The sequence below is a fragment of the Actinomadura sp. 1N219 genome (assembly GCF_044326405.1).
Taxonomy (GTDB): domain Bacteria; phylum Actinomycetota; class Actinomycetes; order Streptosporangiales; family Streptosporangiaceae; genus Spirillospora.
In genome coordinates, this window is sequence record NZ_JBIRAY010000010.1 from 181,907 (window position 1) to 207,854 (window position 25,948).

Here is a 25,948-nt window from a genome sequence, read left to right on the forward strand (position 1 = left end):
CAGCGGCGCTCAGCGGCGGCGGAGGTCGCGGCCGTGGGGGTCGATGCGGCGCGGCATCGGCTCCCGTCCGGACGGCTGCGCCGGCGCCGGACGCGGCTGGATCTGCTCGATCGGCAGCTCCACTGGCTCGTCCCCGAGCGTGAACGGCTCGCCGTGGTGCCACAGCTTGATGCCGGGGCCGTCCAGCAGCTCGTAGGCGGCGGCCTCTCCGGTCACGTTGACCTTGATCAGGCTGCCGCGGTACCGCATCCGGAACGCCAGCCGGCTGATCCCGCCCGGCAGCCGCGGCGCGAACCGCAGCCTCCCGCCGCCCGCCCGCATCCCGCCGAACCCGGCGACGAGCCCGCTCCACGCCCCCGCCATCGACGCGATGTGCAGCCCGTCGCGGGTGTTGCGGTTCAGGTCGTGCAGGTCCATCAGCGCGGTCTCGCCGAGGTAGTCGTGCGCCAGCTCCAGCTGCCCGACCTCCGCCGCCACCACCGCCTGCGTCTGCGCCGACAGCGACGAGTCGCGGACGGTCAGCCCCTCGTAGTACGCGAAGTCGCGGACCTTCTGCTCCTCCGTGAACGCCTCCCCGCACAGGTGCAGCGCCAGGACGAGGTCGGCCTGCTTCACGACCTGCTTCCGGTACAGGTCGAAGTACGGGAAGTTCAGCAGCAGCGGATAGTGGTCGGGCTTGGTCGCGGCGAAGTCCCAGCGGGCGTGGTTGGTGAACCCCTCGCTCTGCGGGTGGACGCCCAGCCGATCGTCGTACGGGATCAGCATCGCCGCCGCCGCGTCCCGCCACGACGCGGCCTCCTCGGCGTCCACGCCCAGCCGGTCGGCCACGTCCGGGTGGCGCATCGCCATCTCCGCGGCCTCCTGGAGATTCCGGCGCGCCATGAGGTTGGTGTAGATGTTGTTGTCCACGATGGCGCTGTACTCGTCGGGGCCCGTGACGCCGTCGATGCGGAACACGCCGCCGACGTCGTGGTGGCCGAGGCTCCGCCACAGCCGGGCGGTCTGCACCAGGATGTCCAGGCCGACCTCCCGCTCGAACTGGACGTCCTCCGTCGCGTCCACATACCGGACGACGGCGTCCGAGATGTCGGCGTTGATGTGGAACGCGGCCGTGCCGGCGGGCCAGTAGCCCGAGCATTCGTGGCCGCGGATCGTCCGCCACGGGAACGTCGCGCCGTCCAGGCCGAGCTGCGTGGCGCGCTCCACCGCCAGCGGCAGCGTCATGTGCCGCCACGCCAGCGCGTCGGCCGCCGCGCCCGGCGACGTGTACGTCAGCACCGGCATGACGAACGTCTCGGTGTCCCAGAACGTGTGGCCGTCGTACCCGGGCCCGGTCAGGCCCTTCGCCGGGATCATGCGGCGCTCCGCGCGGGCGCCCGCCTGCAGGACGTGGAACAGCCCGAACCTGACCGCCTGCTGGATCTCCGCGTCGCCCTCGACCTCGACGTCCGCGCCCTCCCAGAACTCGTCCAGGTACGCGCGCTGCTCGTCGAGCAGCCCGTCCCAGCCGGTCTGCCGCGCGCCCGCCAGCGCCCCGACCACCTGGTCGTGCAGCGCCGGGCGGGACCGCCGGCTCGACCACCCGTAGGCGAGGTACTTGACGATGCGCAGCCGCTGCCCCGGCTCAAGGCGCGTCGCGACCGTCAGCCGCCCCACGTCCTTGGAGCTCTCGGTGTCGATCGCCATCGACTCCGGGCCCTCGATGTGGTGCGACATGCCCGCCGCCATCCGCAGGCCGCTCTGCCGCGTCCGGTGCAGGAGCAGGACCTTCGTGCCGTTGGCGACGTGCTCCTCGCTGACCAGCGGGCTCTCCAGGATCGCGGACGAGCGCGGGTCCTTCCCGCCGCCGGGCAGCGCCTCGTTGGCGACCAGCTCCGACTGCGCCACCACCCGGACGGCCTCGTCCACGGGCTCGACTTCGTAGCAGACCGCCGCGACGGCCCGCTGCGTCAGCGACACGATCCGGACCGACGTCACCTTGATCGTCTTGTCGGCGGGGGACGTCCACTCCACATGCCGGGTCAGCGTGCCCGCCCGCATGTCCAGGTTCCGCTCGTGGTGCAGGACGCGGCCGTACCGGACGTCGAGCGGCTCGTCGTCCACCAGCAGCCGGATCACCTTGCCGTTGGTGACGTTGATGACCGTCTGGCCCGACTCCGGGTACCCGTAGGCCGTCTCGGCGTGCGGCAGCGGACGCTGCTCGTAGAACGAGTTCAGATACGTGCCGGGCAGCCCGTGCGGCTCTCCCTCGTCGAGGTTGCCGCGCATCCCGACATGCCCGTTGGACAGCGCGAACACCGACTCGGTCTGCGCCAGCCGGTCCAGCCGCAGCTCCGGCTCCCGCACGCACCAGGGCTCCACCGTGAACACGGGCCGGTCGACCGCGCTCAGCCCATCCCGCTCTGTCACTTACCCTCCATCAATTCGGACAGGTCGGAGACCACGATGTCGGCGCCGTGCTCGGCGAGGGCTTTGGCGTGCGCGTCGTCCACCCGGTTGACGCCGACCACGTAGGCGAACCCGCCGGCCCGTCCCGCCTCGACGCCGGCGAGCGCGTCCTCGAACACCACGGCCTGCTTCGCCGCCACGCCCACTTCCTCGGCCCCCACCAGGAACATGTCGGGCGCAGGCTTCCCCGGAAGATGCCGCTCGGCGGCGGTCACGCCGTCCACCCGCGCGTCGAACAGGCCGGTGATGCCGACCGTCCGCAGCACCTGGACGGTGTTGGCGCTGGACGACACCACCGCCGTCTTCAGCCCCGCCGCGCGCGCCGCGCGCACGTATGCGATCGAGCCGTCGAACGTCTCGACGCCCTTGTCCTCGATGAGCTGCAGGACGAGCGCGTTCTTGCGGTTGCCGAGCCCCCGGACGGTCTCGTTCTCGGGCGGATCATCGGGGTCGCCCTCCGGCAGCTCGATGCCGCGCGACTGCAGGAACGAGCGCGTCCCGTCCTCGCGCTTCTTGCCGTCGACGTACCGGCCGTAGTCCTTGACCGGGTCGAACTCGGTGAAGGGCCCGCCGTCGCGCCGTGCCCGCTCGCGCAGGTAGCCGTCGAACATCTCCTTCCAGGCCGCGGCGTGGACGGCCGCCGTCCTGGTCAGCACCCCGTCGAGATCGAAGAGACACGCCGCCGCATCGTCCGGCAGTCCCAGCATTCGCACCCCCTGGAGAATGTCACCGTCGAAGAGATCCTCAACGCGCGTCCCGTTCCCGCGTCAGGCGCGGGCATGCGATCGCCGGCGCTCGAACGGGGGATCATGGACCCGCGTACAACCCCTTGATCAGGGTGGCACACGAGGAGGAGCGATCCAATGGAAACGGCGCGTATCGGAGTCACGGGGCTCGCGGTGATGGGCCGCAACCTGGCCCGTAACCTGGCCAGGCACGGGCATCCCGTCGCCGTCCACAACCGCACCTCCGCACGGACGAAGTCCCTGGTGGACGAGTTCGGCCACGAGGGCGCGTTCCTGCCCGCCGACACGCCGGAGAGGTTCGTCGCGTCCCTCGAACGCCCCCGCCGCCTGGTGATCATGGTGAAGGCGGGCGGCCCGACCGACGCCGTCATCGACGAGTTCGCGCCGCTCCTCGAACCCGGCGACATGATCGTCGACGGCGGCAACGCCAACTTCGCCGACACCCGCCGCCGCGAATCGGCCCTGCGGGAACGCGGCGTCCACTTCGTCGGCGCCGGCATCTCCGGCGGCGAGGAGGGCGCCCTGCACGGCCCGAGCATCATGCCGGGCGGCTCCGCCGCGTCCTACGAGGCGCTCGGCCCCCTGCTCGAGGACATCTCCGCCAAGGTGGACGGAACGCCCTGCTGCACCCACGTCGGCCCCGACGGCGCCGGACACTTCGTGAAAATGGTGCACAACGGCATCGAGTACGCCGACATGCAGCTGATCGCCGAGTCCTACGACCTCCTCCGGCACGCCGCCGGCCTCGCCCCCGCCGAGATCGCCGAGGTCTTCCGCACCTGGAACACCGGCCGCCTCGGCTCCTACCTCATCGAGATCACCGCCGAGGTCCTCGCGCACACCGACGCCGCCACCGGCCGCCCGTTCGTCGACGTCGTCCTCGACCAGGCCGAGCAGAAGGGCACCGGCCGCTGGACGGTGCAGACCGCCCTCGACCTGGGCGTCCCGGTAGGCGGCATAGCCGAAGCGGTCTTCGCCCGCTCCGTCTCCGGCCACGCGTCCCTCCGCGAGGCCGCCCAGAACCTCCCGGGCCCGTCCCGCGCGCCCGTCGCCGGCCCGGACTTCGCCGAGGCCGTCGAGAAGGCCCTGTACGCGTCCAAGATCGTCGCCTACGCGCAGGGCTTCCACCAGATCCAGGCGGGCAGCGCCGAATACGGCTGGAACATCGACCTGGGCGCGATGGCCACCATCTGGCGCGGCGGCTGCATCATCCGCGCCCGCTTCCTGGACCGCATCCGCGCCGCCTACGAAACCGACCCGCAAACACCGACCCTCCTAACCGACCCCCACTTCACCGAGGCGGTAGGCGACGCCCAGGAAGCCTGGCGCGACGTCGTCTCAATCGCCGCCAAACTCGGCATCCCGGCCCCCGGCTTCTCCACCGCCCTCGCCTACTACGACTCCCTCCGCGCACCCCGCCTCCCGGCCGCCCTCACCCAAGGCCAACGCGACTACTTCGGCGCCCACACCTACCGCCGCACAGACCGCGAAGGCACCTACCACACCCTCTGGTCCGCCGACCGCACCGAGACAACGCCCTGACCGGCGCGGAGCCAGGGCCCTCATCATGGCCCTGGCCGCATGCGGCCTCAGCTCTCCCGCCGACCGACCATGATCGTCAAGATGGTGGCGAGAGAGAGGACCACCGTCATGACGCTGCGTCGTGTTCCGCCACTGTTAGCCGCACTCCTGCTCGTCGGCTCGTTCGCCCTCACCGGGACGGCCTCCGCCGCCGCGGACGATCCCGGGCCGGGCCGTGCCGAGATCACGTGCGACGCGTCCACCGGAAAGATCAGCACCAGGCTGACGGGCACGTGGGTGCCGGGCTTCGCCTATCAGGCCGAGTTCAGGCTGCTCACCGGCTCCTTCGTCAGGACGGACGGCAGCCTTGGCTGGGTTCCCCAGTTCCCCGCCGTCACGGGCACGGGGACTGGCGCGAGCAACGGCGCACTGAACATCGACGGGTACACCCGCGACTGGAATGCGTCGGATTACCTCTTCTACACGGAGACCGTGCAGGTCATCGTGCGGAACAGCGCGGGCGCTCAGGTATCGGAGAGGAAAGCGACCTGCAACCGTGACGCCCGCACCACGTACACGCTCACGTGTGACCCGGCAACCCACACCATCTCCGCGACGGTGAGCGCCACCCGGTACCGCTCCAACTCGCGAGTGTACGTCGAGTACAACCGGATCACCACGTACCAGTACACGCCGGACTCGACCCGGTGGACGTCCTGGCCCTCGAGCCAGAAACCGGACATCAGCCACAGTGCGCTGACCGACGCGGACGGGAACTGGTCGGACCTCGGGTACTCCTACACCTTCAAGTCCGAGCCCTACTACTACGAGCAGACCGTCGAGGTCATCGTGAAGCTGTCGGACGGCACGATCGTCGGCCGCGGATCCGACCACTGCGTCTACGCCGACGGAACCTGACGCCGCACCCCCACCGCCCCTCCCGCTATCCGGACGCCTTCCGGCCGAGGAGGTGGAAGACGCGGCTGAGGCGGCGGTAGGGAGTCGCGTCTGCCGGCCTCGAGTTCGACTTCGGCGATCGCGGCGAGGGCGCCGTCCCGGCGGTGTTCGAGTTCGGGCCGCACCGCCGGGGTGGCGGTGTCCAGCGTCATGATCGACAGGATTCCGCCGTCCTCGGCACATGTGCGCAGGGAGTCGATAAGCGGTGCTGAATCGGCGACGTACATCAGGACGCCGTAGGACTGCGACGAACTCCTCCCGTTCAGGAGGCCGGGTGCGTCCTCCCCTCGGATGGCTCGGCTGCGCGCCGCTCCTTGGCTTCGGTGAGGTCAGCTTGCGGGTAGGTCCACGCTTGTGGTCAGTGCCTCGTTCGCGTCTATCTCGGCTCGGCGGTGGTCGAGGCAAGCGCGGGCTCCGGTGAGCGCGTCGGAGCCGAGCAGCAGCCGTAGCGGGGGTGCCTTGGCGTCCACGGCCGCGGCGATGGACGCGGCGGCGCGGGACGGGTCGCCGGGCTGGCGGCCCGAGACGGCCAGCGTGGCCTCGCGGCGTTTTCCGGCGGTCTGTTCGTAGTCGTCCAGGCGTAGCGGAGACTGCCGCATGGATTCGCCTGCCCAATCGGTGCGCAGGCCGCCCGGCTCGGCGATCGTCACCGCGATTCCCAGCGGCGCGAGTTCCGCGGCCAGCGACTCCGACAGGCCCTCCAGCGCGAACTTCGTCGCGTGGTAGTAACCGGTCGCGGCGAAAGCGGCCAGTCCTCCGAAGGAGGAGATGTTGACGACGCGTCCCGTGCGGCGGGCCCGCATGCCCGGCAGCGCGGCCTTCAGGACCGTCACCACGCCGTGCACGTTCGTTTCGTAAAGTGCGCGGACGGCGGCGTCCTCGCCTTCTTCGACGGCGGCCAGGTAGCCGTATCCGGCGTTGTTGACCAGGACGTCGATGCGTCCGAAAGTCCGCTCGCATTCTTGGACGGCCGCTTTCACCGACTCGGGGTCGGTGACGTCCAATTCCAGGGCCAGTGCGCGGTCGCCGTGCCGGACGGCGAGTCCGGTCACCGCGGCGGGGTCGCGGGCGGTGACCGCCACCCGGTCGCCTCGCTCCAGGGCGTGTTCGGCCAGGGCCCGGCCCAGCCCTTTGGAGCATCCAGTGATCAGCCATACAGGCGTTTCGTTCGGCATGCCTCCATGACAGCGGCAGGCAGGTGAGCGTGCCACACCCCCTTGAGGGAGGCTCCCGCAGGGTCAGTTACGCGGCCGGTACCGTTGACGCAAATGGCACGTGACGATAATCAGCTCGGTTCCTTTCTGCGCAGCCGCAGGGAGAAGGCCGACGCCGCCTCCGCCGGTGTCGTCGGCAATACGCGGCGGCGGGTGAAGGGGCTGCGCCGCGAGGAACTGGCGCTGCTCGCCGGGGTCAGCCCGTCCTATTACGCCCGGATCGAGCAGGGCCGTGACCGGCGTCCGTCCCGGGAGATCCTGGAGGCGCTGGCCCGGGTGCTGCGGCTGGACGACACCGAGCGGGCCTACCTGTGGTCTCTGGCGATGCCGCGGCCGGCGTCGGAGGACGACCCGTCCGCCCGCGTCGTGCGGCTCGGGGTGCTTCAGTTGCTGGACCGGTGGGCCGACCTGCCCGCTTTCGTCGCGGGTCCCGGCCGGGACGTCCTGGCCGGTACTGCGCTCGCGGCCCGGGTCAACCCCGCGTGGAGCCCGGGACACAACCTGATCGAGTTCGCCTTCCTCGACCCGCGTGCGCGAACGGTTTATCCCGACTGGGACGAGATCGCCCTGCAGGCGGTCGCCGGTCTGCGCGTCACCGCGGCCGCCCGTCACGGAGAGCTCGACGGCCTTGTCGCGGACCTGCGCGAGCGAAGCGAGACGTTCCGGGCCCTTTGGGATTCCCACGAGGTGTACGAGCGCACGATGGGCGAGAAGCGGGTGCGCGTGGACGGCGTCGGCGTCCTGCGCCTCAAGTTCGAGACCTTCGCGCTCGCCGGGCAGGAGGGCCACGTCCTGTACGTGTACTTCCCCGAGCCCGGCGGCCCGGACGACGAGGCACTGCGGAAGCTGGCGCGCGCATAGGCTTGCGGGGTGCGGATTCCGGCGGACGACGAGATCCAGGCCCTGCATGAGCGGTGTGCGCCGAGTCCGGAGGCGTTTGAGCTTGTCTGGACGCATTGCGTGATCGTGTGCGAGGTCGCTGAGCGGATCATGGACCGGGGCGGCCTCGACGTGGACAAGGAGCTCGTCCGGGCCGGGTGTCTGCTGCATGACATCGGCGTCTACCGGCTTTACGACGCGGCTGGGGCGCTCGACCACAAGAACTATCTCAAGCACGGTCTGCTGGGGCATGAGCTGCTGCGTGACGAGGGTTTTCCCGAGGTGATCTGCCGGTTCTGCTCCCGCCACACCGGGCTGACGCGGGACGACGTCGAGCGGCAGCGGCTCCCGATCCCCGTTGCCGACTACATGGCCGAATCCGCTGAGGAACGGCTAGTGGCGTACGCGGACAGGTTTCACAGCAAGACCGATCCGCCGACCTTCGTCACGGCCGACTCGTACGTGGCCCGTGCGCGGCGGTTCGGTGAGCACAAGGTCGCGGTGTTCCACGCGATGCGTGAGCAGTTCGGTGAGCCCGATCTCGCGGCGCTCGCGGCGGACTTCGGGCACGCCATCGTGTGACGTTGGGGAGAGCGCGCGGCATGCATGCGGTGGTGGAGATGGCGTCGGTGATCGGTGGGGTGCTCAGTGCGGGGGCGGCCGGGATCGTGGTCGCGGTCGCCGGGCGGCGGGGGCGGGGGTGACGCGGGCAGTGGGTGATCGGGGGCAGGATGGAGGGGTGAGCCTTATCGATGAGCTGCCCTCTGGGAACGACACCGACGCCGATTCGCTGTTCGAGGCGTTCGAACGGTGGGTGTCGGGGCGCGGGATCACGTTGTATCCCGCGCAGGAGGAGGCGCTCATCGAGGTCGTGTCGGGCGCGAACGTGATCCTGTCGACGCCGACCGGGTCGGGGAAGAGCCTGGTGGCGGCGGGGGCGCTGTTCGCGGGGCTCGGCAAGGACCAGGTCGGGTTCTACACGGCGCCGATCAAGGCGCTGGTGTCGGAGAAGTTCTTCGACCTGTGCGAGATGTTCGGCCGGGAGAACGTCGGCATGATGACCGGCGACGCGAGCGTGAACGCGGACGCGCCGATCGTGTGCTGCACGGCGGAGGTGCTGGCCAACATCGCGCTGCGGGACGGCGCCAACGCCGACATCGGCGTGGTGGTCATGGACGAGTTCCACTTCTACGCCGAGCCCGAGCGGGGGTGGGCGTGGCAGATCCCGCTGCTGGAGCTGCCGCAGGCCCAGTTCCTGCTGATGTCGGCCACGCTGGGCGACGTCTCGTTCTTCCAGAAGGACCTGGCCCGGCGGACGGGGCGGCCGACCGCGCTGGTGACGTCGGCGGAGCGGCCCGTCCCGCTGATCTACGACTACCGGGTGACGCCGCTGCACGAGACGATCGAGGAGCTGCTGGCCGAGCAGAAGGCGCCGGTGTATCTGGTGCATTTCACGCAGGCGGCGGCGATCGAGCGGGCGCAGTCGCTGATGAGCATCAACGTGTGCACGAAGGCGGAGAAGGCGCGGATCGCGGAGCTGATCGGGAACTTCCGGTTCACGACGAAGTTCGGGCGGAACCTGTCGCGGTTCGTCCGGCACGGGATCGGGGTCCATCACGCGGGGATGCTGCCCAAGTACCGGCGGCTGGTGGAGCGGCTCGCGCAGGCGGGGCTGCTGAAGGTCATCTGCGGGACGGACACCCTGGGCGTCGGCGTCAACGTGCCGATCAGGACCGTGGTGTTCACCGCGCTCAGCAAGTACGACGGGCACCGGGTGCGGCGGCTCCGCGCGAGGGAGTTCCATCAGATCGCGGGCAGGGCTGGGCGCGCCGGGTTCGACACGGTCGGGTTCGTCGTCGCGCAGGCGCCCGAGCATGTGGTGGAGAACGAGAAGGCGCTGGCGAAGGCCGGGGACGACCCCAAGAAGCGGCGGAAGGTGCAGCGCAAGAAGCCGCCCGAGGGGTTCGTCGGGTGGGACGAGGAGGTCTTCGCGAAGCTGCAGGATGCGGAGCCGGAGATGCTCCGGTCCCGGTTCCAGGTCAGCCACGCGATGCTGCTGTCGGTGATCGCGCGTCCCGGCAACGCGTACCAGGCGATGAAGCGGCTGCTGACCGACAACCACGAGGAGCCCGCGGCGCGGAGGAAGCACATCTCGCGGGCGATCGCGATCTACCGGTCGCTGCTGGCGGGCGGGGTCGTGGAGGTGCTGCCGGAGCCGGACGACATGGGACGGTACGCGCGCATCACTGTTGATCTGCAGGAGGACTTCGCGCTCAACCAGGCGCTGTCGACGTTCGCGCTGGCCGCGTTCGAGGTCCTGGACCCGTCGTCGCCGTCGTACGCGCTGGACGTCCTGTCGGTGATCGAGGCGACGCTGGAGGACCCGCGGCAGATCATCGCGGCGCAGGTCAACAAGGCGAAGGGCGAGGCCGTCCAGGAGATGAAGGCGGAGGGGATCGAGTACGAGGAGCGGATGGAGCTGCTCCAGGACGTCGACCATCCGAAGCCGCTGGAGGACGAGCTCGACGCCGCCTACGAGATCTACCGGTCCGGGCATCCGTGGGTGGGCGACCATCCGCTGCGTCCCAAGTCGGTGGTGCGCGACATGTACGAGCGGGCGATGACGTTCACCGAGTACATCGGGTACTACGAGCTGGCGCGGGGCGAGGGGCTCGTCCTGCGGTACCTGTCGGGGGCGTACAAGGCGCTGCAGCAGACCGTCCCGGAGTCGATCAAGACCGATGACCTCATCGACCTGATCGAGTGGCTGGGGGAGCTGGTGCGGCAGGTCGACTCCAGCCTCCTGGACGAGTGGGAGCAGCTCGCGAACCCGCAGGACGACGACCTGGACGAGCCGATCGAGGAGCGCGTCACGAAGGTCACCGCGAACGCGCGGGCGTTCCGGGTGCTGGTCCGCAACGCCCTGTTCCGGCGGGTGGAGCTGGCGGCGCTGGAGCGGTACGCGGAGCTGGGCGAGTTCGACCCGGACTTCGGAGCCGCCGCCTGGGAGGAGGCGATGGACGGCTACTTCGCCGAGCACGACGAGTTGTTCACCGGCCCGGACGCGCGGGGCCCGAAGCTGCTGCAGATCGAAGAGGTCCCCGAGGACGCGCTGTGGCGTGTCCGGCAGGTGTTCGACGACCCCGAGGGGCACCACGACTGGGGCGTCAGCGCCGAGGTGGACCTGGCGGGCTCCGACCAGGCGGGCGAGGCCGTCATCCGCGTGACCGGCGTCGACCGCATGTGACACGGGAACACAGGCAATGCGGGAGGGAATGAGCATGGTGCAGGTCGCGGTGGCGCAGTTCGCGCCGGGTGTCGACAAGGACGAGAACCTGGCGGCGATCCGCAAGCTCGCCGGCGAGGCGGCCGGGCGCGGGGCGCACGTCGTCGTGTTCCCCGAGTTCGCCATGTTCACGGCGCCGAAGCTGGACGAGCGGGTCCTCGACTCGGCGGAGCCGCTCGACGGCCCGTTCGCCGCGGGCCTCGCCGAGCTGGCCGGGCGGCTCGGCGTGCACGTCGTCGCGGGCATGAACGAGCGGCTGGACGAGCCCGGCCGCATCTCCAACACGCTCCTCGCCATCGGCCCCGGCGGCGACGTCGTCGCCGAGTACCGCAAGATCCACCTGTACGACGCGTTCGGTTACAAGGAGTCGGCGCTGGTCCGGCCCGGCGAGATCGGGAAGCCGGAGACGTTCGCGGTCGAGGGCGTGACGTTCGGCATGCAGACCTGCTACGACGTCCGGTTCCCGGAGGTGACGCGGCGGATCGTGGACGCGGGCGCCGACGTGCTCGCGCTGCCCGCCGACTGGGTGCCGGGCCCGCTGAAGGAGGACCACTGGCGGACGCTCGTCCGGGCCCGCGCGATCGAGAACACCATCTACGTCGCCGCCGCCGGGCAGTGCGCCCCGACCGGCGCCGGCAACAGCATGATCGTGGATCCGATGGGCGTGGTGACGGCCGGGCTCGGGGAGGGCACGGGCGTCGCGTCCGCGGAGGTGTCGCCGGAGCGGGTCGCGTCCGTCCGGGAGAAGAACCCGGCGCTCAGCCTCCGCCGCTTCACGGTCACCCTGGGAGAGACCGAACTCGGGTAAGGCGCGTCAGGGCGGGCCGATGACCTTTCCGGGGTTGAAGATGCCGGCCGGGTCCAGGGCGTCCTTGACCGCGTGGTGCATGGCGATGACGGCCGGGGACACCTCGTCGCGCAGGCCGCGGCGCTTGAGGAGCCCGATGCCGTGCTCGCCGGAGACGGTGCCGCCGAGCGCGATCGCGTCCGCGATGATCTCGTCGAACGCGCGCTGGGCGCGGACGCGGGCGGCGTCGTCGCCGGGCGGGGTGACGATGAGCGGGTGCAGGTTCCCGTCGCCCGCGTGCGCGACGTTCGCGATGTGGACGTCGTTGCGCGCGGCGGTCGCCTCGACGCGGGTGAGCATCTCCGGGAGGAGGCCGCGCGGGACGCACACGTCCTCCGTCAGGAGGGTGCCGAGGCGTTCGAGCGCCTGGTGGCTGAGCTTGCGGGCGGAGAAGAGCGCCTCCGCCTCGGCCTCGTCGGACGACCGGGCGCTCCAGGTCGCGCCCGCCGCGTCGAACAGCCGGACCATCGCGTCGGCCTCCGCGTCCCCGGCCTCGCCGGGCGCGTCGGTGCGGCCGAGGAGCAGGACGTTCGCGTCCGCCGACAGGCCCATGTTCCGCCACGCGTCGACCGCGGCCAGGACGTGCCGGTCGACCAGCTCCAGCGCGCTCGGGACGATCCCGGACGCGGTGATCATGCCGACCGCCGCGCCCGCCGCCTGCAGCGTGTCGAAGTAGCCGACGACGGTGCGCTCGGGGGAGCGGGCGCCGCGCAGCCGGACGGTCACCTCGGTGATCACGCCGAGCGTCCCCTCGGAGCCGACCATGAGCCCGCACAGGTCGTATCCGGCGACGCCCTTGGCGGTGCGGCGGCCGAGCCTGACGACCTCGCCGCGTCCCACGACCGCCTCCACCGCCAGGACGTAGTCGCGGGTCACGCCGTACTTGACGCAGCACAGGCCGCCCGCGTTGGTGGCGACGTTCCCGCCGATCGTCGACCACGGCGCGCTGGACGGGTCCGGCGGGTACCAGAGGCCCTGCTCGGCGCAGGCGTTCCGGAGCGCGTCGTTCACCACGCCCGCCTGGACGACGGCGAGCCGCTCCTCGGCGTTGATCTCGACGATGGCGTCCATCGCCTCCAGGGACAGCAGCACGCACCCGTCGAGCGCGTTCGCGCCGCCGGACACGCCGGTGCCCGCGCCGCGCGGGACGAGCGGGGCGCCGTGCTCAGCGCAGGCCGTCACGACGTTCCGCACGTCGCCGGTGGATCCGGCGCGGACGAGGGCGGCGGGCGTCCCGTAGGGGGCCCAGGCCGCCTCGTCGTGCGTGTAGGAGGAGATCACGTCCGGGTCGGTGACGATCCGGTCGGCGGGGACGGTGCGGCGCAGCGTGTCCAGGAGATCCGACATGTCCCCAAGTAATCACACACGTGCCGGGGTCAGGCCGCCCGGGACGCGATCAGCCGCTCGACATGGGCGCGCAGGGCCGGGACGTCCACCCCGGCCTCGGCGGCGAGCCGCGCCGACAGGAACTCGTCGTCGTGCAGGAGGCCGAGCAGGATGTGCCCCTCGTGGATCGCCTTCTGCTTGAGCCGGATCGCGTGCCGCAGGCTCAGTTCCAGGGCCTTCTTGGCCTTCGGCGTGAAGGGCACGTGGCCCTTGGGGCCGCGGCATTCGCCGGAGGGAAGGTCCAGGGCGCCCGGCCCGAAGGCCCGCTCGGTCGCCTCGCGGACGGCGTCCAGGTCGATGCCGAGCGTGCTCAGCGCCTCGGGGTCGAGCGGGTCCTCGCTCCTCCGGACGATCCGGGCCCGGATCCCGGACGCGTCCAGCCCGTGCTCGGCCGCCGCCCGCGTGACGTCGCCGTCGCCGTTCAGGAGGGAGAGCAGGAGGTGCTCGGTGCCGACGTGGTGGTGCCGGAGTTCCCGCGCCTCCGCCTGGGCGTCGACGACGACCCTCCGCGCGCCGTCGGTGAAACGCTCGAACATCGCGTCAGTCCTCTTTCCTGAGAATGCGGCGCTTGCCGCCGTGCTTCTTGTGGACGGCCTGCCTGCTCACGCCGAGGCAGACCGCGATGTCCTGCCAGGACCAGCCCTGGTCGCGGGCGCTGGCGACCTGCAGCGCCTCCAGCCGCTCGGCCAGCTCCCGCAGTGCCCGGACGGCCCGCAGCCCGACCGAGGGATCCCGGCTGCTCGCCTCCTGGGCGAGCGTCACTCCATCTCTCATGCCGTCAATGTAGGTTGACACCCGATGCCGTGTCAACCGATGTTGACACCCTCGCGGGGATCAGCGGACGGCGAGGAGCGTCGTCAGGAGGTCGTCGAGGTTGATCAGCCCCGTGACGCGGCCGTCGGGGGCCACGGCGAGGCCGAGGTGGCTGTGGTGGCGCTTCAGGACGGCGACCGCCTCGCCCACCGGCGTCCCGACCGGCACCGCGGGAACCGGATGCGCCATCTCGCTGGCCGGCGTCCGGCGGCCCCTGGCACGGGCCAGGTAGGCGTCGCGGACGTGCACCATGAGCGGCTCGGCGCCCGCGTCCCGCAGCATGATCCGGAGATGGCCGGTGCGGGCGGCGGTGTCGATGACCTCCTGCGGCGTCGCCGCGGCCGGGACCGACACGATCCGGGAGACCGGCACGACGAGCCCGGCCAGCGGGGTGCGCGGCGCGTCCAGCGCGGCGGTGAGCAGGGACAGCTCGGTCTCCTCGATCAGCCCGAGGCGCCGCGAGTCCTGCGCGATGCTGCGCAGCTGCTCCGGCGTCCGCGACACCTCCCGCGAGTCGGCCGGCTCGATGCGGATCATGCGCAGCAGCAGGTTCGTCGTGCCGTTCAGCGCGGCCAGCAGCGGCCGGACGACGGTCGCGAACGCCCGGAACGGCAGCCCCAGAAGCGTCGCCGAGCGCTCCGGAGCGGTGATCGCCCACGACTTCGGCGCCATCTCCCCGACGACCATGTGCAGGAACGTGACGAGCGCCAGGGCCAGGACGAACGCGACCGCGTGCGCGGCCCCGTCCGGCAGGCCCGCCGCGTGGATCGGCGGCGTGAGCGTCGCCGCGAACACCGGCTCGGAGACCAGGCCGAGACCGAGCGAGCACATCGTGATGCCGAGCTGCGCCCCGGCGAGGGTCAGCGACAGCTCGTCGATCCCGGCGACCGCGGCCGCCGCGGCCCGTCCGCCCCGCGCCGCGGCCCGCTCCAGACGCGGCCGCCGCGCCGCGACCAGCGCGAACTCGGTCGCGACGAAGAATCCGTTGCCGATCAGCAACGCGAGCGTGACGACCGCGCCCAACGCAAGACTCACCGGTCCCTGCCCTTCTGGGGGCAACCCCCAGACCCCCGGGAAGGTCGGGCCGATGATCCTCGCTCCGCTGCGGTCATCGGGCCCTGCCCTTCTGGGGGGCAACCCCCAGACCCCCGGGATGGTCGGGCCGATGATCCTCGCTTCGCTGCGGTCATCGGTCCTCCTCCGGGGCGGCGGTGACGGCGCGGACGCGGATCAGTTCGGGCACGTGGCGGCGGATCGTCAGGACCTCGATGAACGCGGTGCGGGCGGGCTCGTCCAGGCGGGTGGGCGGCAGGTCGACGGTGACGACGTCGCCGGGGCGGGCGACCCGGCCGAGGCGCTTCAGCAGCAGGCCCGCGACGGTCTCGTAGTCGCCCTCGGGCAGCGCGATGCCGGTCTCGTGGGCGACCTCGTCCATGCGGAGGCCGGCGTCGGTCGTCCACCACTCGCCGGTCCGGATCGCCAGGTCCTCGCCGGGCTCGTTCTCGTCGGCGATCTCCCCGACCAGCTCCTCGGCGACGTCCTCCCAGGTCACCAGCCCGGCGAAGCCGCCGTACTCGTCCATCACGCAGGCCATCGGAGCGGCGGCGGCGCGCAGGCGGGTCAGCACGTCCGGCAGCGGCAGCGAGGACGGCAGCAGCAGCGGCGCCCTGGCGATGTCGCGGACGGCGGTGCGCTCCGCCTCGTCCGGGCCGAGCAGGATCAGCTCCTCCAGCCCGACGACGCCGACGAGGTCGTCGACGCTCTCGCCCACGACGGGATAGCGGGAGTGACCGGTCGCGGAGATGACGTCGCTCAGCTCGGCGGCGCGCGCGGTCGCCGGGACGGTCACCACGTCTACGCGCGGGACCATGACCTCCTCGGCGTCGCGCTCGGAGAACACGAGCGCCCGCTCCAGCAGGTCGGCGTGCCCCGCCTGCAGCTTCTCGCCGGACTCGCCGATGATGTGCCCGAGCTCCTGCAGCGTCGCGCCGTGGTGCAGCTCCTCCACCGGCTCGATCCCGGCCGCGCGGACGAGCCGGTTCGCCGCCGCGTCGAACAGCCTGATCAGCGGGCCCGCCACCGCCAGGTAGACGAGCGTGGACGCGGCGAGCACCCGCGCCATCGGCTCCGCCCTGACCAGCGCCAGGTTCTTCGGGAACAGCTCGCCCAGGATCATCTGGACCACGGTGGCGAGGCCGAACCCGAGCGCCACCGCCACCCCGCCGGACGCCGCGTCCGGCACCCCGCCGGCCCGCAGCGCCGGGTCGATCAGGTCGGCCAGCGCGGGCTTGGCGATGAACCCGACGACGAGCGCGGTGACCGTGATGCCGAGCTGCGCGCCGGACAGCATGAACGACAGCCGCCGCATCACCCGCACCGCCCGCGCGGACGCCCGGTCGCCGTCCGCGGCCCGCTGGTCGAGCAGCGCCCGGTCGGCGGTGACGAACGCGAACTCCTGCGCCACGAAGTAGCCCGTCGCGGCCGTCAGCACGAGGACGGCCAGCAGCCCGAGCACGGCGTTCACCGGCTCTCCCTCCGTCGCGCGGCACGTGCAAGATCCCCTTACCCGCCCGGCGGGCTTCTCCCCACACAGAGCGTTTGGACGGTTATCAACCGCTCTGTGTGGAATGAACGTTCAGACGAGCAGGGGCCGCGGCCACGAGTTCGAGAGGGGCGCCCATGCCCAGACCGTTCGCGTCGTCCGCAGATCTGGGCGACAAGACGCAGACGCTGGAAGTCCTGGCCGACGGAGTGTACGCGCTCACCGCTGAGGGCGACCCGAACGTCGGGGCCGTCGAGGGGGAGGACTTCCTCGTCTGCTTCGAGGCCCTCGCGACACCGGCCGCGGCCCGCGACTGGCTCGCCGTCCTGCGCGCGCACACCGACAAGCCGATCCGCTACCTGGTGCTTTCGCACTACCACGCCGTCCGGACGCTCGGCGCCAGCGCGTTCGGCGCGCCGGTGATCATCGCGCACGACCTGACCCGGGCGCTGATCGCCGAGCGCGGCAAGGAGGACTGGGAGTCGGAGTACGGCCGGATGCCCCGGCTGTTCAAGGATCCGGAGAGCATCCCCGGCCTCACCTGGCCGACCGCGACGTTCTCCCGCACGCTCACCATCGACCTCGGCGGCGACCGCGGCGACCTCGACCTGGCGTACTGCGGGCGCGGCCACACCGAGGGCGACCTCGTGGCCTGGCTGCCCCGGCACCGCATCCTGTTCGCGGGCGACCTCGTCGAGACGCAGGCCGCGCTCTACACCGGCGACGCGTTCCACCGCGACTGGGCGTCCGGCACGCTCGACCACGTCGCCTCGTTCGGCGCCGAGACGCTCGTCGGCGGACGCGGCGCCGTCGCGCACGGCCGGGACGCCGCCGACGCCGCCATCGGGCAGACCCGCGACTTCCTGGACACGATGATGCGCGAGACGAGCAAGGTCCGGGTGCGCGGCGGGACGCTCAAGGACGCGTTCGGCGCCGTCCACGCCGCGCTCGAGCCCGCCTACGGCCGCTGGCCGATCTTCGAGCACTGCCTCCCGTTCGACGTCGCCCGCCTCTGGGACGAGCTGGACGGCGTCGAACGCCCCCGCGTCTGGACCGCCGACCGCGACCGCGAGGTCTGGGCCCGCCTCCAGGACTAGGACCGGCGGGCTCTTCGGGACTATCCGGGCAAGGACGGTCTGACGCTCACGTCAAGGACCGATGTCCGGATCTCGTGACAATCTGGAGAGAGCCGACCCCGCGTGAAAGGGTCGGAACCAGCCCCGGCACCCGCCACGTGCGGGGGACGATCCCCGCGCCCGCCGGTTCGCTTCGCTCGACACACAGGTTTCCCTGACGCGGTGGGGAGTGCCGATGAAAGAGGAAAGCCGCCCCCGTCCGGTGTTCGACCCCGGTATCTCCGGCGACGACCGCGCCGTCCTCGCCGCCGCCCCCGAGCGGCTCGTCGCGGCGTGCCTGCCCGCTCCGCCGCGCCCGCGGCTCCGTCCCGCCACCGTCGCGGCGCGGCTGGTGTGGATCCCGGCGTTCGCGTTCTTCTACGGCGTGCTGCCCGGCGGCTGGCTCCGGGTGTTCTTTCTCGCCTCCCTCGACGGGGACGAGCTCGTCGGCGGAGCGGCGCGCTGGGGACGGCTGCCCGTCGCCGCGATGATGCTCACCCCGGCGGTGCAGGTCCTCCTGCTGCTGCTGGGCCAGACCGAGGCCGCGGCCGTCCTCGCGGCGGCGAGCTTCACCGGGTGGGCGGCCGGGGCGCTGCGGCACGTCCGCGAACCGGCCGCCGCGCGCGCCGCCCGCGAGCACCACGGCTCCTATCTGCTGCCCGGCGACTTCGACCGGCCCGCCGCGCGGCTCCTCGTCCGCGCCCAGCGGGCGATCGACGCTGTCCTCGGGTCGCAGGCGCACGGCGCCGGGCTGCTGGACGACGTCGGCAACGCGGTCGTCCTGCCGCGGCAGGAATGGGCGGTCGCGGCCGCGCTCGCCGAGCACACGCGGCTGCGCCGGGAGCGCCGCGCGCAGCAGCCGGAGCGGCTCTCCCCGGCGGTGCGGGCGATGCTCGAACCGCAGGACCGGGCCCTGGAGCTGTCGGTCCGCTCGGTCACCCGGCGGATCGAGGCGCTGGAGGCGTACGCGCGGCGGGCGGACGAGGCCGACGACGCCTACCACGAGTCGCTGGTGCTGCAGGACCTGCCCGAGCAGAACGCCCGCTACCGGGAGCTGCTCGCGAGCACCGTCGGGGACGAGATGGCGGGCGCGGAGATCCGCGGCATGGCCGAGGACGCGCACCGCGCGGAGCGGGCGCTGCGGGAGCGGGTCACGAGCGCGCTGCGCGCCGGCCACGAGCTGAGGCTCCCCGCCGAGTGAGGGCCCGCCCGCAGGGGGCGGAGCGCCCATTGTGTTGTCCGGCACCATTCCCGGCGAATACGGTCCGGAAAAGGTGATTTGCCCGTTGCGCACGCAAGGGCCGGGGTGATGGATATCCATCACCCCGGCCCCACGGTGCGTGCCGAAACGATGCCCGGCGACGCGGCGGGCCGTGCTAGTGCGCGGCCTCGTACTGCTCGATCACATTGGCGGGGATACGGCCCCGCTCATTGACCTTGATGCCGCGGCTCTTCGCCCACTCGCGAATCTCGGCGGAACGTTCGCGGCTGCCCGCGGTCCGCGCGGCGCGGCCGCCGCGACCGACGGGCTTGCGCGCCTTGCGGGCGCCGGCCACGAACGGCTCCAGACCGTTGCGCAGCTTGCTGGCGTTCTTCTTGCTCAGGTCGATCTCGTATGCGGTGCCATCGAGGGAAAAGCTGACGGTCTCGTCAGCCTCTCCGCCGTCGATGTCATCCACGAGAAGGACTTCGACCTTCTGTGCCATGCGGGGACTCCCTCTTGCTATGCGTCCGGCCTCGCGTCCGGATGTGCGTCGATGAATGCAGCATAGACCTCATCCGATATCTTGCCACGTTCAGAGACTTCGATGTTACTTCGCAATGCCCACTCGCGGACATCGCCGTTCGTGTAGCCCTTGATCTTCGCGGTGCGGGACTTGCGGCCCTTCCCGGCGGGCTTCACCTCGGCGGCGTTCTCGATGAAGGGCGCGAGGGCGTCCAGCATCTCGTTCAGCCGCTTGAAGTTGTCGTCGCTCAAGTCGATCGTGAACGTCCGGCCCAGGACTTCGAAGTCCCGCTTTGCGACATCGGCTCCTTCGGAGCCGTCGATGTCGTCCACCCGAATGACCTTCTCGGCCATGTAGTCAGTGTTCCTTCCCCTCGCCTGCGCGGCGCCCCCGACCGTAGCGGATCAAGGTACCCGGCACGGCGCCGGGACGCGCCGGAGGAGGCGGAACGGCCGGAAGGCGGACGGGCGTGTCGGACGGGCGCGCCTCGCCTAAGTTCCGGTCAAAGGGCGCATGTCCGGTGGATCGGGGGGTAGCGGGCAGCATCAGTGGGCCAATTCGCCATGAAGGAGTTGAAACAGGGTCAACCCGCCGACCGGGAGGGCCGGAAGCGGGAGCAGCTGGAGCGCGGGCGGGCGAGCCCGGAAGACGCGAGACCGAGCGCGGCCCGTCCCTGATGGACGACTTCCACCTCCGTGAGAAAATCACCCATTTCGACCATGAGCGGAACCCGGAACGGGTCGTGCACGCGCGCGGCGCGGGCGCCTACGGCCATTTCCGGCTGCACGAGTCGCTCGCCGCCTACACGACCGCCGAATTCCGGTGCGACACGTCGCTGACGACGCCGGTTTTCGTGCGGTTCTCGACGATCGCGGGATCGCGCGGTTCGGCCGACACCGCCCGGACGTCCGCGGGTTCGCGACGAAGTTCTACACGCGGCAGGGCGACTTCGACCTCGACGGGAACAACATGCCCGTTTTCTTCATCCAGGACGGCAGTCCGAGACCATGCACATGATGATGTGGCTGATGTCGGACCGGGCGCTTCCGCGCAGTTTCGCGATGATGCGGGGATTCGGCGTCCACACGTTCCGGCTCGTGAACGCCGAGGGCCGTCCGGCGTTCGTGAAGTTCCACTGACTCGTCCCACGCGAGATCGCCGGGAAGGACCCGGACTTCAACCGCCGCGACCTCTGGGACCGGATCGAGGCCGGCGACTTCCCCGAATACGGACCCTGGACCGCGACCCCGACGACTTCTTCGCCGAGACCGAGCAGGTCGCCTTCCACGTCGCCGACGTCGTGCCCGGCATCGGCTTCGCGGGCGTCCATTTCGCCGACGGCGGCACGGTGAGCGACACCGGGGTCGTCCACGGGCCCGGGGCCGGGCGGGGCTTCTCCGTCAAGCTGATCGACGCGGTCAGGGCGCACCGGCACTGGACGCGCGACAAGGCGCACGTGCCCGCCTGACCCGCCCGAACCATCCGGGCCGTCCGGGCCGTCCGGACCCGGGGCGCCGGGCCTCGCCGCGTGGCCGCATTCTGCCAATTAATTGTGGGCAACGTCACAACGCGAGCGGATTTCGGAACGCTTGAACAATAATTTGAAAATATACCTTGTACAACCGGTGGGCTAAAAACCGCCGGAGATACCGGGGAAACGTTCGCCGATCGGTCCCGGCGCGGCCGGTGACGTGCGCGGTCGGCCGGGCCGCCCGCCGTACCGCTCGTAGCAAGTGGTCGCTGACATGCGCTTTCCGGGCCCGGCGAGCCCGGTGCGGCGAGCGTCCGGAGGGTGCCGGGTTGCCGGTCTGGGCAGACCCGGCCGGCCCGGACTGCCCAGGAGTGCAGTTCAGCTGTACGCATTTCTGTAGCAAGATAATGGCCGTCCGGCCGCTTATCCACCCGCCCGGATAAGGGTGGCCGGCACCGTTTTCGGGTGCGTGCCGGCAAGGCGCCCGAGACCGAAATGCAGGAGCCTGCGGCGGCTCGCCCCCCATGATCGCCGCCGTACCGCCGGCGTCCCCCCGCACACCCCGCAGCTCAGAGGAGTGGACACACGTGTACGAAGGACTGTTCGGCAAAGCCGCCCAGGACCGGGCGATCGCCGAGGTCGAGGCGGAGATGGCGCGGCTGTGCGAGCTGCTCGCCGAGGGCCTGGCGATGGGCCTGGACGAGGGCCGGGAGATGGTCGGCGGCGCCATGTCGGGGTTCCTCGCGGAGTTCTTCGACCTCGTCCCGGGCAAGGGCGCGGGTCCGGGCATGGACGCCGCGATCACGCTCCCGCTGCTGGTGCACGGCGTGGAGACCGGGGAGCCCGGCCCGGCCCGTCCGATCGCGGTGATCCATCTGCTGTGGTGGGCGGCGGCGCGCCGGCTCGACGACCTCGCCGGCGCCCCGGGCGAGCAGGCGCTCACCGCGCTGGCCCTGGGCGGTCACCTCCCCGCGCGGCTCGTCGCGGACCTGCCCGTGACCGGCGCGGTCCGCGCCACGCTCCACGACGAGCTGTCGCGGGCGTGGCTGGACGCCGTGGACGCCCGGCTCCGCGACCTGGCCGAGGAGCCGTCGGCGGCGACGCCCGAGTCGGTGCTGCGCCGGTACGAGGGCCGTACGGGCGCGCCGTACGGGATGGCCGCCGCGGCGGCCGCGCGCCTGGCGGGAGCGGGTCCCCGGTGCGCCGGCTGGCGCGCGTTCGGCCGGACGCTCGGCGTGCTGCGCATGCTCGCCGACGACCAGCGCGACCTCGCGTCCGGGCGCTGCGAGCACCTCGCCGCAGGGACGACGTACTTGTTCGTCCACCTGCTGGACACGCTCCCGGCGCGGCGGCGGCATGAGGCGCTCGACCTGCACGCCGCCGCCGGCGTTCCGGGAGCGGGGACGGGGCCGGGGTCGGCGCGGGCGGAGCTGGCGGCCAGGATGCTGGACGACGACGTCCTCGACTCCTACGCGGCGTCCGTCGCGCCCCTGGTCGAGCGGGCGCACAGCCTGGTGGACGTCCTCGGCGGCGACCCGGGCCACGGCCGGGAACTGCACGGGCTGGTGGACGAGACCGCCGGCGGCACGCCCGGGTTCCACCTGGCCGTGGCCTGAGAGGAGGACCGGCGATGACCGTTCCCGGCGGACTCCCGGAAATCCTCACGGCGCAGCGCCCGCGGCTCGACGCGGCGATCGGCGAGGCGCTGCACGGCCATCCCGCCTACCAGCCGATCAGGCGCGCGGCGGGCCCGATGTTCGGCGGGCGCGGCGAGACGATCGCGCACCTGCTCGCGCTCGTCCTGGAGGACGAGCCGCTGCCCGCCGACGACCTGGCCCGGTTTCGCGACCTCGGCATGATGGCGGCGCGGCAGGCGATCCCGCTGCCGGTGCTGTCGGAGGCGTGGGACCTGGCGCTCGCCGCGGCGGCGCGGACGTGCTGGGCGATCGTGCCCGCGGGCCGCTTCGCCGAGATGGCCGAGTTCACGGCGCGGGCCGCGCGGCTCGCGGAGCGGGCGCGGGAGGCGTGCATCAGGGGCTATGCCGAGGCGCCCTGCGAGGGGGCGCGGTCGCGCCCGCTGCGGCGCCTGCTCGCCGAGACGCTGATCGACGGCGCGCCCGCGGGCGTCATCGCCGACGCGGCGGACGTCCGGCTGGCGCCCGCGTACCTCGTCCTGCGCTGCGAGGCGCCCGCGCTCGCGGCGGCCGCGCACTGGGAGCGGGCGAGCGAGCTCCTGGAGGCGTGGGACGGCCTGTACTCGGGCGACCTCGCCGGGCTCGTCGTGCTGTTCCCGGCGGGCGACCCGCTGCGCGCCGAGGACCTCGCGGGCGAGTTCACGGCCCGCCTCGCGTCCTGGACGCGCGGCCCCGTGCACGCCGCCGCATCCTTGCACAGCGGCCTCACCGGCGTCCCCGCGGCGGTGAAGGAGGCCGCGCAGGTCCTGACGGTCGTCAAGGCCATCCCGGACGCGGAGGATCGCCCCTATCGGGCCGACGAGCTGCTGGTGGAGCTGGCGATCCTCGGCCAGCCCGCGATCCGGAGGCGGCTCGCCGCCGTCCTGTCGCCGCTGGACGCCGGCACCGACCTGCGGCGGACGCTGGAGGTCCTGCTCGCCTGCAACCTCGACCGGGAGCGCGCCGCGCGGGAGCTGTGGATCCACCGCCGCACCCTGCACTACCGCCTGGACCGGATCAGGGACCTGTCGGGCATCGACCCGAGCTCGGCGCGCGGCATCCAGCTGTTCCGCGCGGCGCTGACGTCGGCGCGCCTGACCCGCCTGGACCGTGAGGGGCACCGCGCCGAGGACGCCTCCCTGCCGCCGCCGGGCGCCGTGCCAGGCGTCAGGCGAGCCCCAGCTCACGCTTGACGGCCTCGAACTCGACCGCCATCGCCTCGGACAGCGCGCGGGCGCCCGACAGCGGCCGGACCATGACGCAGAACTCGCCGATCAGCCCGTCGTCGTCATGGTGCAGGAAGTCGCAGCCGTGGATCTCCAGGTCGCCGACCCGCGCCTTGAAGACCAGCGCGTGGTCGCGGCCGCCGCCGATCTCCCGGACGTAGCGGAAGTCGGTGAGCACCCGGGTCACCGCGCGCAGGATCGCCGAGACCGCCGCCCGCCCCCGGTACGGCGCGTACGCGACCGGGCTGAGGAACGTGACGTCCTCGGCCAGCAGCGCCGGGAGGGCGGCGAGGTCGCCCTTCTCGATGGCCGCGCGGAACGGGTGCATCGGGCCCACCTCCATGCTCGCCCGGGGGAGTCGCGGGCAAGCCTAGAGGCAGCGGGCCCGGTCCGCGATCATCGCCGGTGGCGCGGTCCGGGCTCGGGTTGCAGCAGCACCTTGATGGCCCCGTCCTGCTTCTTCTGGAAGATCTCGTAGGCGAGCGGCGCCTTCTCCAGCGGCCAGCGGTGCGTCGCGAGGTCCATCACGCCGAGCGGGTCGGCGTCGTCCGAGACCAGCGGCAGCAGGTCGCCGATCCACTTCTTGACGTGCGCCTGGCCCATGCGGAGCCCGATGCCCTTGTCGAACATCCGCATCATCGGCAGCGGGTCCGTCATGCCGCCGTAGACGCCGATGACGGAGATCGTCCCGCCGCGCCGGACGATCTCGATCGCCGTCGTCAGCGCCGCGAGCCGGTCGACGCCGACGCGCGACATCAGCGGCGCGGCCGAGCCGCCCGGCATCAGCCCGGTGAGCGTCTGCGCGAGCTTGGCGCCGGGCGAGCCGTGCGCCTCCATCCCGACCGCGTCGATCACCGAGTCGGCGCCGCGGCCGCCGGTGATCTGCCGGACCGCGTCCGGGACGTCGTCGGCGTCGTCGGCGTCGATCACCTCGACGCCGTGCCGCCGCGCCATCTCCAGCCGCTCCGGCACGTAGTCGATCGCGATCACCCGGTGGCGGCGATGGCGGGCGATGCGGGACGCCATCTGCCCGATCGGCCCGAGGCCGAGGACCGCGACCGTCCCGCCGTCCGGGATCTCGGCCCACTCGACGGCCTGCCACGCGGTCGGCAGCACGTCGGACAGGTACACGAACCGCTCGTCCGGCGGGCCCTCCGGCACCTTGATCGGCCCGAAGTGGGCCTGCGGGACGCGGAGGTACTCGGCCTGCCCGCCCGGCACCTGCCCGTACAGCTTCGTGTAGCCGAACAGCGCGCCGCCGGTGCCCTGGTCGCGGACCTGCGTCGTCTCGCACTGGGCGTACAGCTGCATCCCGCACATGTGGCAGCGGCCGCACGAGATGTTGAACGGGATGACCACGCGGTCGCCGGGCCTGACATGGGTGACGGCGGGGCCGGTCTCCTCGACGATCCCCATCGGCTCGTGGCCGAGGACGTCGCCCTCGCTCAGGAACGGCCCGAGCACCTCGTACAGGTGCAGGTCCGAGCCGCAGATCCCGGACGAGGTCACCCTGATGATCGCGTCGTCCGGCTCCTTGAGCTCCGGGTCGGGCACCTCCTCGACGCGGACGTCGCGCTTGCCGTGCCAGGTGACGGCCTTCATCGTGTCCTCCAGGAAAGGGTGCGGGTCAGCGGGCGTAGGTGCCGACGAGGGACGCGGACGCGAGCACGTCGTCGTCCCTCAGCGCCGCGCGGAGGTCGTCCGCCGAGAACCCGGAGGTCAGGCCGGACGGGTTGCGCAGCGCGTACAGCGTGAAGACGTAGCGGTGCGGCGGGTCGCCCACCGGCGGTTGCGGCCCGCCGTAGCCGTTGTCGCCGTAGTCGTTGCGGCCGCGGGCGATGCGCGGGCGCTCCTCGCCCGCCGCGAGCCCGTCGCGCTCGGGCGGGATCCCGCCGAGCATCCAGTGCACGAACGTGCCGCTGGGCGCGTCCGGGTCCACGCACGTCAGGACGAGCTCCAGGCACGCCGCCGGCACCCCCGACCAGCGCAGTTCGGGGGAGAGGTCACCCGACTCGTGCGAGTACGTCGGCGGGATCGGACCGTGGTCGGCGAAGGCCGGGCTCCGCAGCGAGATCTCCTCCATGCTGCCGTCGTGCC

The 25,948-nt window shown here is 72.1% G+C and carries 25 protein-coding genes and 1 pseudogene; 12 read left to right on the forward strand and 14 right to left on the reverse strand.

The window, feature by feature from the left end; all coding sequences use genetic code 11:
- Positions 1-9: 9 nt before the first annotated feature.
- Both ACH35V_RS28060 and ACH35V_RS28065 read right to left on the reverse strand, forming a co-directional pair.
- On the reverse strand, positions 10-2,409 hold the full coding sequence (locus ACH35V_RS28060; protein ID WP_395976617.1) for a glycoside hydrolase family 65 protein: 2,400 nt from the start codon (positions 2,407-2,409) through the stop codon (positions 10-12).
- Entirely contained in the window at positions 2,406-3,155 is a 750-nt protein-coding gene (locus tag ACH35V_RS28065) for an HAD family hydrolase (RefSeq protein WP_395977059.1), read from the reverse strand. The genes ACH35V_RS28060 and ACH35V_RS28065 overlap by 4 nt, the downstream gene beginning before the upstream one ends.
- 156 nt (positions 3,156-3,311) lie before the next feature.
- Between ACH35V_RS28065 and gndA the strand changes: the two genes are divergently transcribed.
- On the forward strand, positions 3,312-4,736 hold the full coding sequence (gndA, locus tag ACH35V_RS28070) for an NADP-dependent phosphogluconate dehydrogenase (protein ID WP_395976619.1): 1,425 nt from the start codon (positions 3,312-3,314) through the stop codon (positions 4,734-4,736).
- A 108-nt stretch (positions 4,737-4,844) separates the two neighbouring features.
- Positions 4,845-5,633 carry a hypothetical protein gene (locus ACH35V_RS28075; RefSeq protein ID WP_395976621.1) on the forward strand — a complete coding sequence of 263 codons (789 nt, stop codon included), beginning with the start codon at positions 4,845-4,847 and terminating at the stop codon, positions 5,631-5,633.
- On the opposite strand, the gene ACH35V_RS28080 is transcribed toward ACH35V_RS28075, so the two are convergent.
- Together ACH35V_RS28080 and ACH35V_RS28085 are read right to left on the reverse strand one after the other, a co-directional pair.
- On the reverse strand, positions 5,615-5,899 hold the full coding sequence (locus ACH35V_RS28080) for a hypothetical protein (protein ID WP_395976623.1): 285 nt from the start codon (positions 5,897-5,899) through the stop codon (positions 5,615-5,617). The genes ACH35V_RS28075 and ACH35V_RS28080 overlap by 19 nt on opposite strands.
- 102 nt (positions 5,900-6,001) lie before the next feature.
- Positions 6,002-6,847 (reverse strand): oxidoreductase, encoded by an 846-nt coding sequence (locus ACH35V_RS28085; protein ID WP_395976625.1) that lies wholly within the window; start codon positions 6,845-6,847, stop codon positions 6,002-6,004.
- A gap of 93 nt (positions 6,848-6,940) precedes the next feature.
- Here ACH35V_RS28085 and ACH35V_RS28090 point away from each other — a divergent pair, with 93 nt between their 5' ends.
- The 4 genes from ACH35V_RS28090 to ACH35V_RS28105 all read left to right on the forward strand — a co-directional run bounded on the left by ACH35V_RS28090 (position 6,941) and on the right by ACH35V_RS28105 (position 11,859).
- Positions 6,941-7,747 (forward strand): helix-turn-helix domain-containing protein, encoded by an 807-nt coding sequence (locus ACH35V_RS28090; protein WP_395976627.1) that lies wholly within the window; start codon positions 6,941-6,943, stop codon positions 7,745-7,747.
- Positions 7,748-7,756: 9 nt separating this feature from the next.
- Entirely contained in the window at positions 7,757-8,347 is a 591-nt protein-coding gene (locus tag ACH35V_RS28095) for an HD domain-containing protein (RefSeq protein WP_395976629.1), read from the forward strand.
- A gap of 157 nt (positions 8,348-8,504) precedes the next feature.
- Positions 8,505-11,012: a DEAD/DEAH box helicase gene (locus ACH35V_RS28100; RefSeq protein ID WP_395976631.1), complete on the forward strand. Its 2,508-nt coding sequence runs from the start codon at positions 8,505-8,507 to the stop codon at positions 11,010-11,012.
- Between the two features lie 34 nt (positions 11,013-11,046).
- Complete coding sequence (locus ACH35V_RS28105; RefSeq protein ID WP_395977061.1) at positions 11,047-11,859, forward strand: carbon-nitrogen hydrolase family protein; 813 nt, start codon at positions 11,047-11,049, stop codon at positions 11,857-11,859.
- Between the two features lie 6 nt (positions 11,860-11,865).
- Here the strand turns inward: ACH35V_RS28105 and ACH35V_RS28110 are convergent, their stop codons facing one another.
- From ACH35V_RS28110 to ACH35V_RS28130, 5 genes are all read right to left on the reverse strand, one after another.
- The gene (locus ACH35V_RS28110) at positions 11,866-13,245 is read right to left on the reverse strand and encodes an FAD-binding oxidoreductase (RefSeq protein ID WP_395976633.1); all 1,380 of its coding nucleotides are present in this window, start codon (positions 13,243-13,245) and stop codon (positions 11,866-11,868) included.
- A 29-nt stretch (positions 13,246-13,274) separates the two neighbouring features.
- Positions 13,275-13,820 carry a Clp protease N-terminal domain-containing protein gene (locus tag ACH35V_RS28115; RefSeq protein ID WP_395976635.1) on the reverse strand — a complete coding sequence of 182 codons (546 nt, stop codon included), beginning with the start codon at positions 13,818-13,820 and terminating at the stop codon, positions 13,275-13,277.
- 4 nt (positions 13,821-13,824) lie between these two features.
- Positions 13,825-14,058 (reverse strand): helix-turn-helix domain-containing protein, encoded by a 234-nt coding sequence (locus tag ACH35V_RS28120; protein ID WP_395976637.1) that lies wholly within the window; start codon positions 14,056-14,058, stop codon positions 13,825-13,827.
- Positions 14,059-14,118: 60 nt separating this feature from the next.
- Positions 14,119-15,132, reverse strand: coding sequence for a hemolysin family protein (locus ACH35V_RS28125; protein WP_395976639.1), 1,014 nt, complete (start codon positions 15,130-15,132; stop codon positions 14,119-14,121).
- A 151-nt stretch (positions 15,133-15,283) separates the two neighbouring features.
- Positions 15,284-16,621, reverse strand: a complete 1,338-nt coding sequence (locus ACH35V_RS28130; protein ID WP_395976641.1) for a hemolysin family protein — start codon at positions 16,619-16,621, stop codon at positions 15,284-15,286.
- Positions 16,622-16,776: 155 nt separating this feature from the next.
- Here ACH35V_RS28130 and ACH35V_RS28135 point away from each other — a divergent pair, with 155 nt between their 5' ends.
- Both ACH35V_RS28135 and ACH35V_RS28140 read left to right on the forward strand, forming a co-directional pair.
- The gene (locus tag ACH35V_RS28135) at positions 16,777-17,736 is read left to right on the forward strand and encodes an MBL fold metallo-hydrolase (protein WP_395976643.1); all 960 of its coding nucleotides are present in this window, start codon (positions 16,777-16,779) and stop codon (positions 17,734-17,736) included.
- A gap of 214 nt (positions 17,737-17,950) precedes the next feature.
- A complete protein-coding gene (locus ACH35V_RS28140) occupies positions 17,951-18,955 on the forward strand; it encodes a hypothetical protein (RefSeq protein ID WP_395976645.1) in 1,005 nt (334 codons plus the stop codon).
- 175 nt (positions 18,956-19,130) lie between these two features.
- Here the strand turns inward: ACH35V_RS28140 and ACH35V_RS28145 are convergent, their stop codons facing one another.
- Positions 19,131-19,460: an Lsr2 family protein gene (locus tag ACH35V_RS28145; RefSeq protein ID WP_395976647.1), complete on the reverse strand. Its 330-nt coding sequence runs from the start codon at positions 19,458-19,460 to the stop codon at positions 19,131-19,133.
- 17 nt (positions 19,461-19,477) lie between these two features.
- Positions 19,478-19,834, reverse strand: coding sequence for an Lsr2 family protein (locus ACH35V_RS28150; RefSeq protein WP_131969441.1), 357 nt, complete (start codon positions 19,832-19,834; stop codon positions 19,478-19,480).
- Between the two features lie 191 nt (positions 19,835-20,025).
- Between ACH35V_RS28150 and ACH35V_RS28155 the strand changes: the two are divergent.
- The 4 genes and pseudogenes from ACH35V_RS28155 to ACH35V_RS28170 all read left to right on the forward strand — a co-directional run.
- A pseudogene (locus ACH35V_RS28155) lies at positions 20,026-20,799 on the forward strand (catalase); the annotation flags it as partial.
- Entirely contained in the window at positions 20,782-20,949 is a 168-nt protein-coding gene (locus tag ACH35V_RS28160) for a hypothetical protein (RefSeq protein WP_395977075.1), read from the forward strand. The pseudogene ACH35V_RS28155 and the gene ACH35V_RS28160, both read left to right, overlap by 18 nt.
- Positions 20,950-21,539: 590 nt before the next feature.
- Complete coding sequence (locus ACH35V_RS28165; protein WP_395976649.1) at positions 21,540-22,568, forward strand: hypothetical protein; 1,029 nt, start codon at positions 21,540-21,542, stop codon at positions 22,566-22,568.
- A gap of 14 nt (positions 22,569-22,582) precedes the next feature.
- Positions 22,583-23,818 (forward strand): PucR family transcriptional regulator, encoded by a 1,236-nt coding sequence (locus ACH35V_RS28170; RefSeq protein ID WP_395976651.1) that lies wholly within the window; start codon positions 22,583-22,585, stop codon positions 23,816-23,818.
- Here the strand turns inward: ACH35V_RS28170 and ACH35V_RS28175 are convergent.
- From ACH35V_RS28175 to ACH35V_RS28185, 3 genes are all read right to left on the reverse strand, one after another.
- Positions 23,793-24,179: a nuclear transport factor 2 family protein gene (locus ACH35V_RS28175; protein WP_395976653.1), complete on the reverse strand. Its 387-nt coding sequence runs from the start codon at positions 24,177-24,179 to the stop codon at positions 23,793-23,795. The two genes, ACH35V_RS28170 and ACH35V_RS28175, sit on opposite strands and share 26 nt — an antisense overlap.
- Before the next feature lie 68 nt (positions 24,180-24,247).
- Positions 24,248-25,453, reverse strand: a complete 1,206-nt coding sequence (locus ACH35V_RS28180; RefSeq protein WP_395976655.1) for a zinc-dependent alcohol dehydrogenase — start codon at positions 25,451-25,453, stop codon at positions 24,248-24,250.
- Positions 25,454-25,478: 25 nt separating this feature from the next.
- Positions 25,479-25,934 carry a YbhB/YbcL family Raf kinase inhibitor-like protein gene (locus tag ACH35V_RS28185; RefSeq protein ID WP_395976657.1) on the reverse strand — a complete coding sequence of 152 codons (456 nt, stop codon included), beginning with the start codon at positions 25,932-25,934 and terminating at the stop codon, positions 25,479-25,481.
- Positions 25,935-25,948 lie beyond the last annotated feature (14 nt).

What these genes read in the sequence shown, in the direction of transcription:
- ACH35V_RS28110 (WP_395976633.1), bottom strand. Translation starts at nt 13,245, where the DNA reads ATGTCGGATCTCCTGGACACGCTGCGCCGCACCGTCCCCGCCGACCGG.
- ACH35V_RS28145 (WP_395976647.1), bottom strand. Translation starts at nt 19,460, where the DNA reads ATGGCACAGAAGGTCGAAGTCCTTCTCGTGGATGACATCGACGGCGGA.
- ACH35V_RS28105 (WP_395977061.1), top strand. Translation starts at nt 11,047, where the DNA reads ATGGTGCAGGTCGCGGTGGCGCAGTTCGCGCCGGGTGTCGACAAGGAC.
- ACH35V_RS28170 (WP_395976651.1), top strand. Translation starts at nt 22,583, where the DNA reads ATGACCGTTCCCGGCGGACTCCCGGAAATCCTCACGGCGCAGCGCCCG.
- ACH35V_RS28065 (WP_395977059.1), bottom strand. Translation starts at nt 3,155, where the DNA reads ATGCTGGGACTGCCGGACGATGCGGCGGCGTGTCTCTTCGATCTCGAC.
- ACH35V_RS28090 (WP_395976627.1), top strand. Translation starts at nt 6,941, where the DNA reads ATGGCACGTGACGATAATCAGCTCGGTTCCTTTCTGCGCAGCCGCAGG.
- ACH35V_RS28075 (WP_395976621.1), top strand. Translation starts at nt 4,845, where the DNA reads ATGACGCTGCGTCGTGTTCCGCCACTGTTAGCCGCACTCCTGCTCGTC.
- ACH35V_RS28175 (WP_395976653.1), bottom strand. Translation starts at nt 24,179, where the DNA reads ATGCACCCGTTCCGCGCGGCCATCGAGAAGGGCGACCTCGCCGCCCTC.
- ACH35V_RS28180 (WP_395976655.1), bottom strand. Translation starts at nt 25,453, where the DNA reads ATGAAGGCCGTCACCTGGCACGGCAAGCGCGACGTCCGCGTCGAGGAG.
- gndA (WP_395976619.1), top strand. Translation starts at nt 3,312, where the DNA reads ATGGAAACGGCGCGTATCGGAGTCACGGGGCTCGCGGTGATGGGCCGC.
- ACH35V_RS28150 (WP_131969441.1), bottom strand. Translation starts at nt 19,834, where the DNA reads ATGGCCGAGAAGGTCATTCGGGTGGACGACATCGACGGCTCCGAAGGA.
- ACH35V_RS28080 (WP_395976623.1), bottom strand. Translation starts at nt 5,899, where the DNA reads ATGTACGTCGCCGATTCAGCACCGCTTATCGACTCCCTGCGCACATGT.
- ACH35V_RS28115 (WP_395976635.1), bottom strand. Translation starts at nt 13,820, where the DNA reads ATGTTCGAGCGTTTCACCGACGGCGCGCGGAGGGTCGTCGTCGACGCC.
- ACH35V_RS28085 (WP_395976625.1), bottom strand. Translation starts at nt 6,847, where the DNA reads ATGCCGAACGAAACGCCTGTATGGCTGATCACTGGATGCTCCAAAGGG.
- ACH35V_RS28185 (WP_395976657.1), bottom strand. Translation starts at nt 25,934, where the DNA reads ATGGAGGAGATCTCGCTGCGGAGCCCGGCCTTCGCCGACCACGGTCCG.
- ACH35V_RS28120 (WP_395976637.1), bottom strand. Translation starts at nt 14,058, where the DNA reads ATGAGAGATGGAGTGACGCTCGCCCAGGAGGCGAGCAGCCGGGATCCC.
- ACH35V_RS28135 (WP_395976643.1), top strand. Translation starts at nt 16,777, where the DNA reads ATGCCCAGACCGTTCGCGTCGTCCGCAGATCTGGGCGACAAGACGCAG.
- ACH35V_RS28140 (WP_395976645.1), top strand. Translation starts at nt 17,951, where the DNA reads ATGAAAGAGGAAAGCCGCCCCCGTCCGGTGTTCGACCCCGGTATCTCC.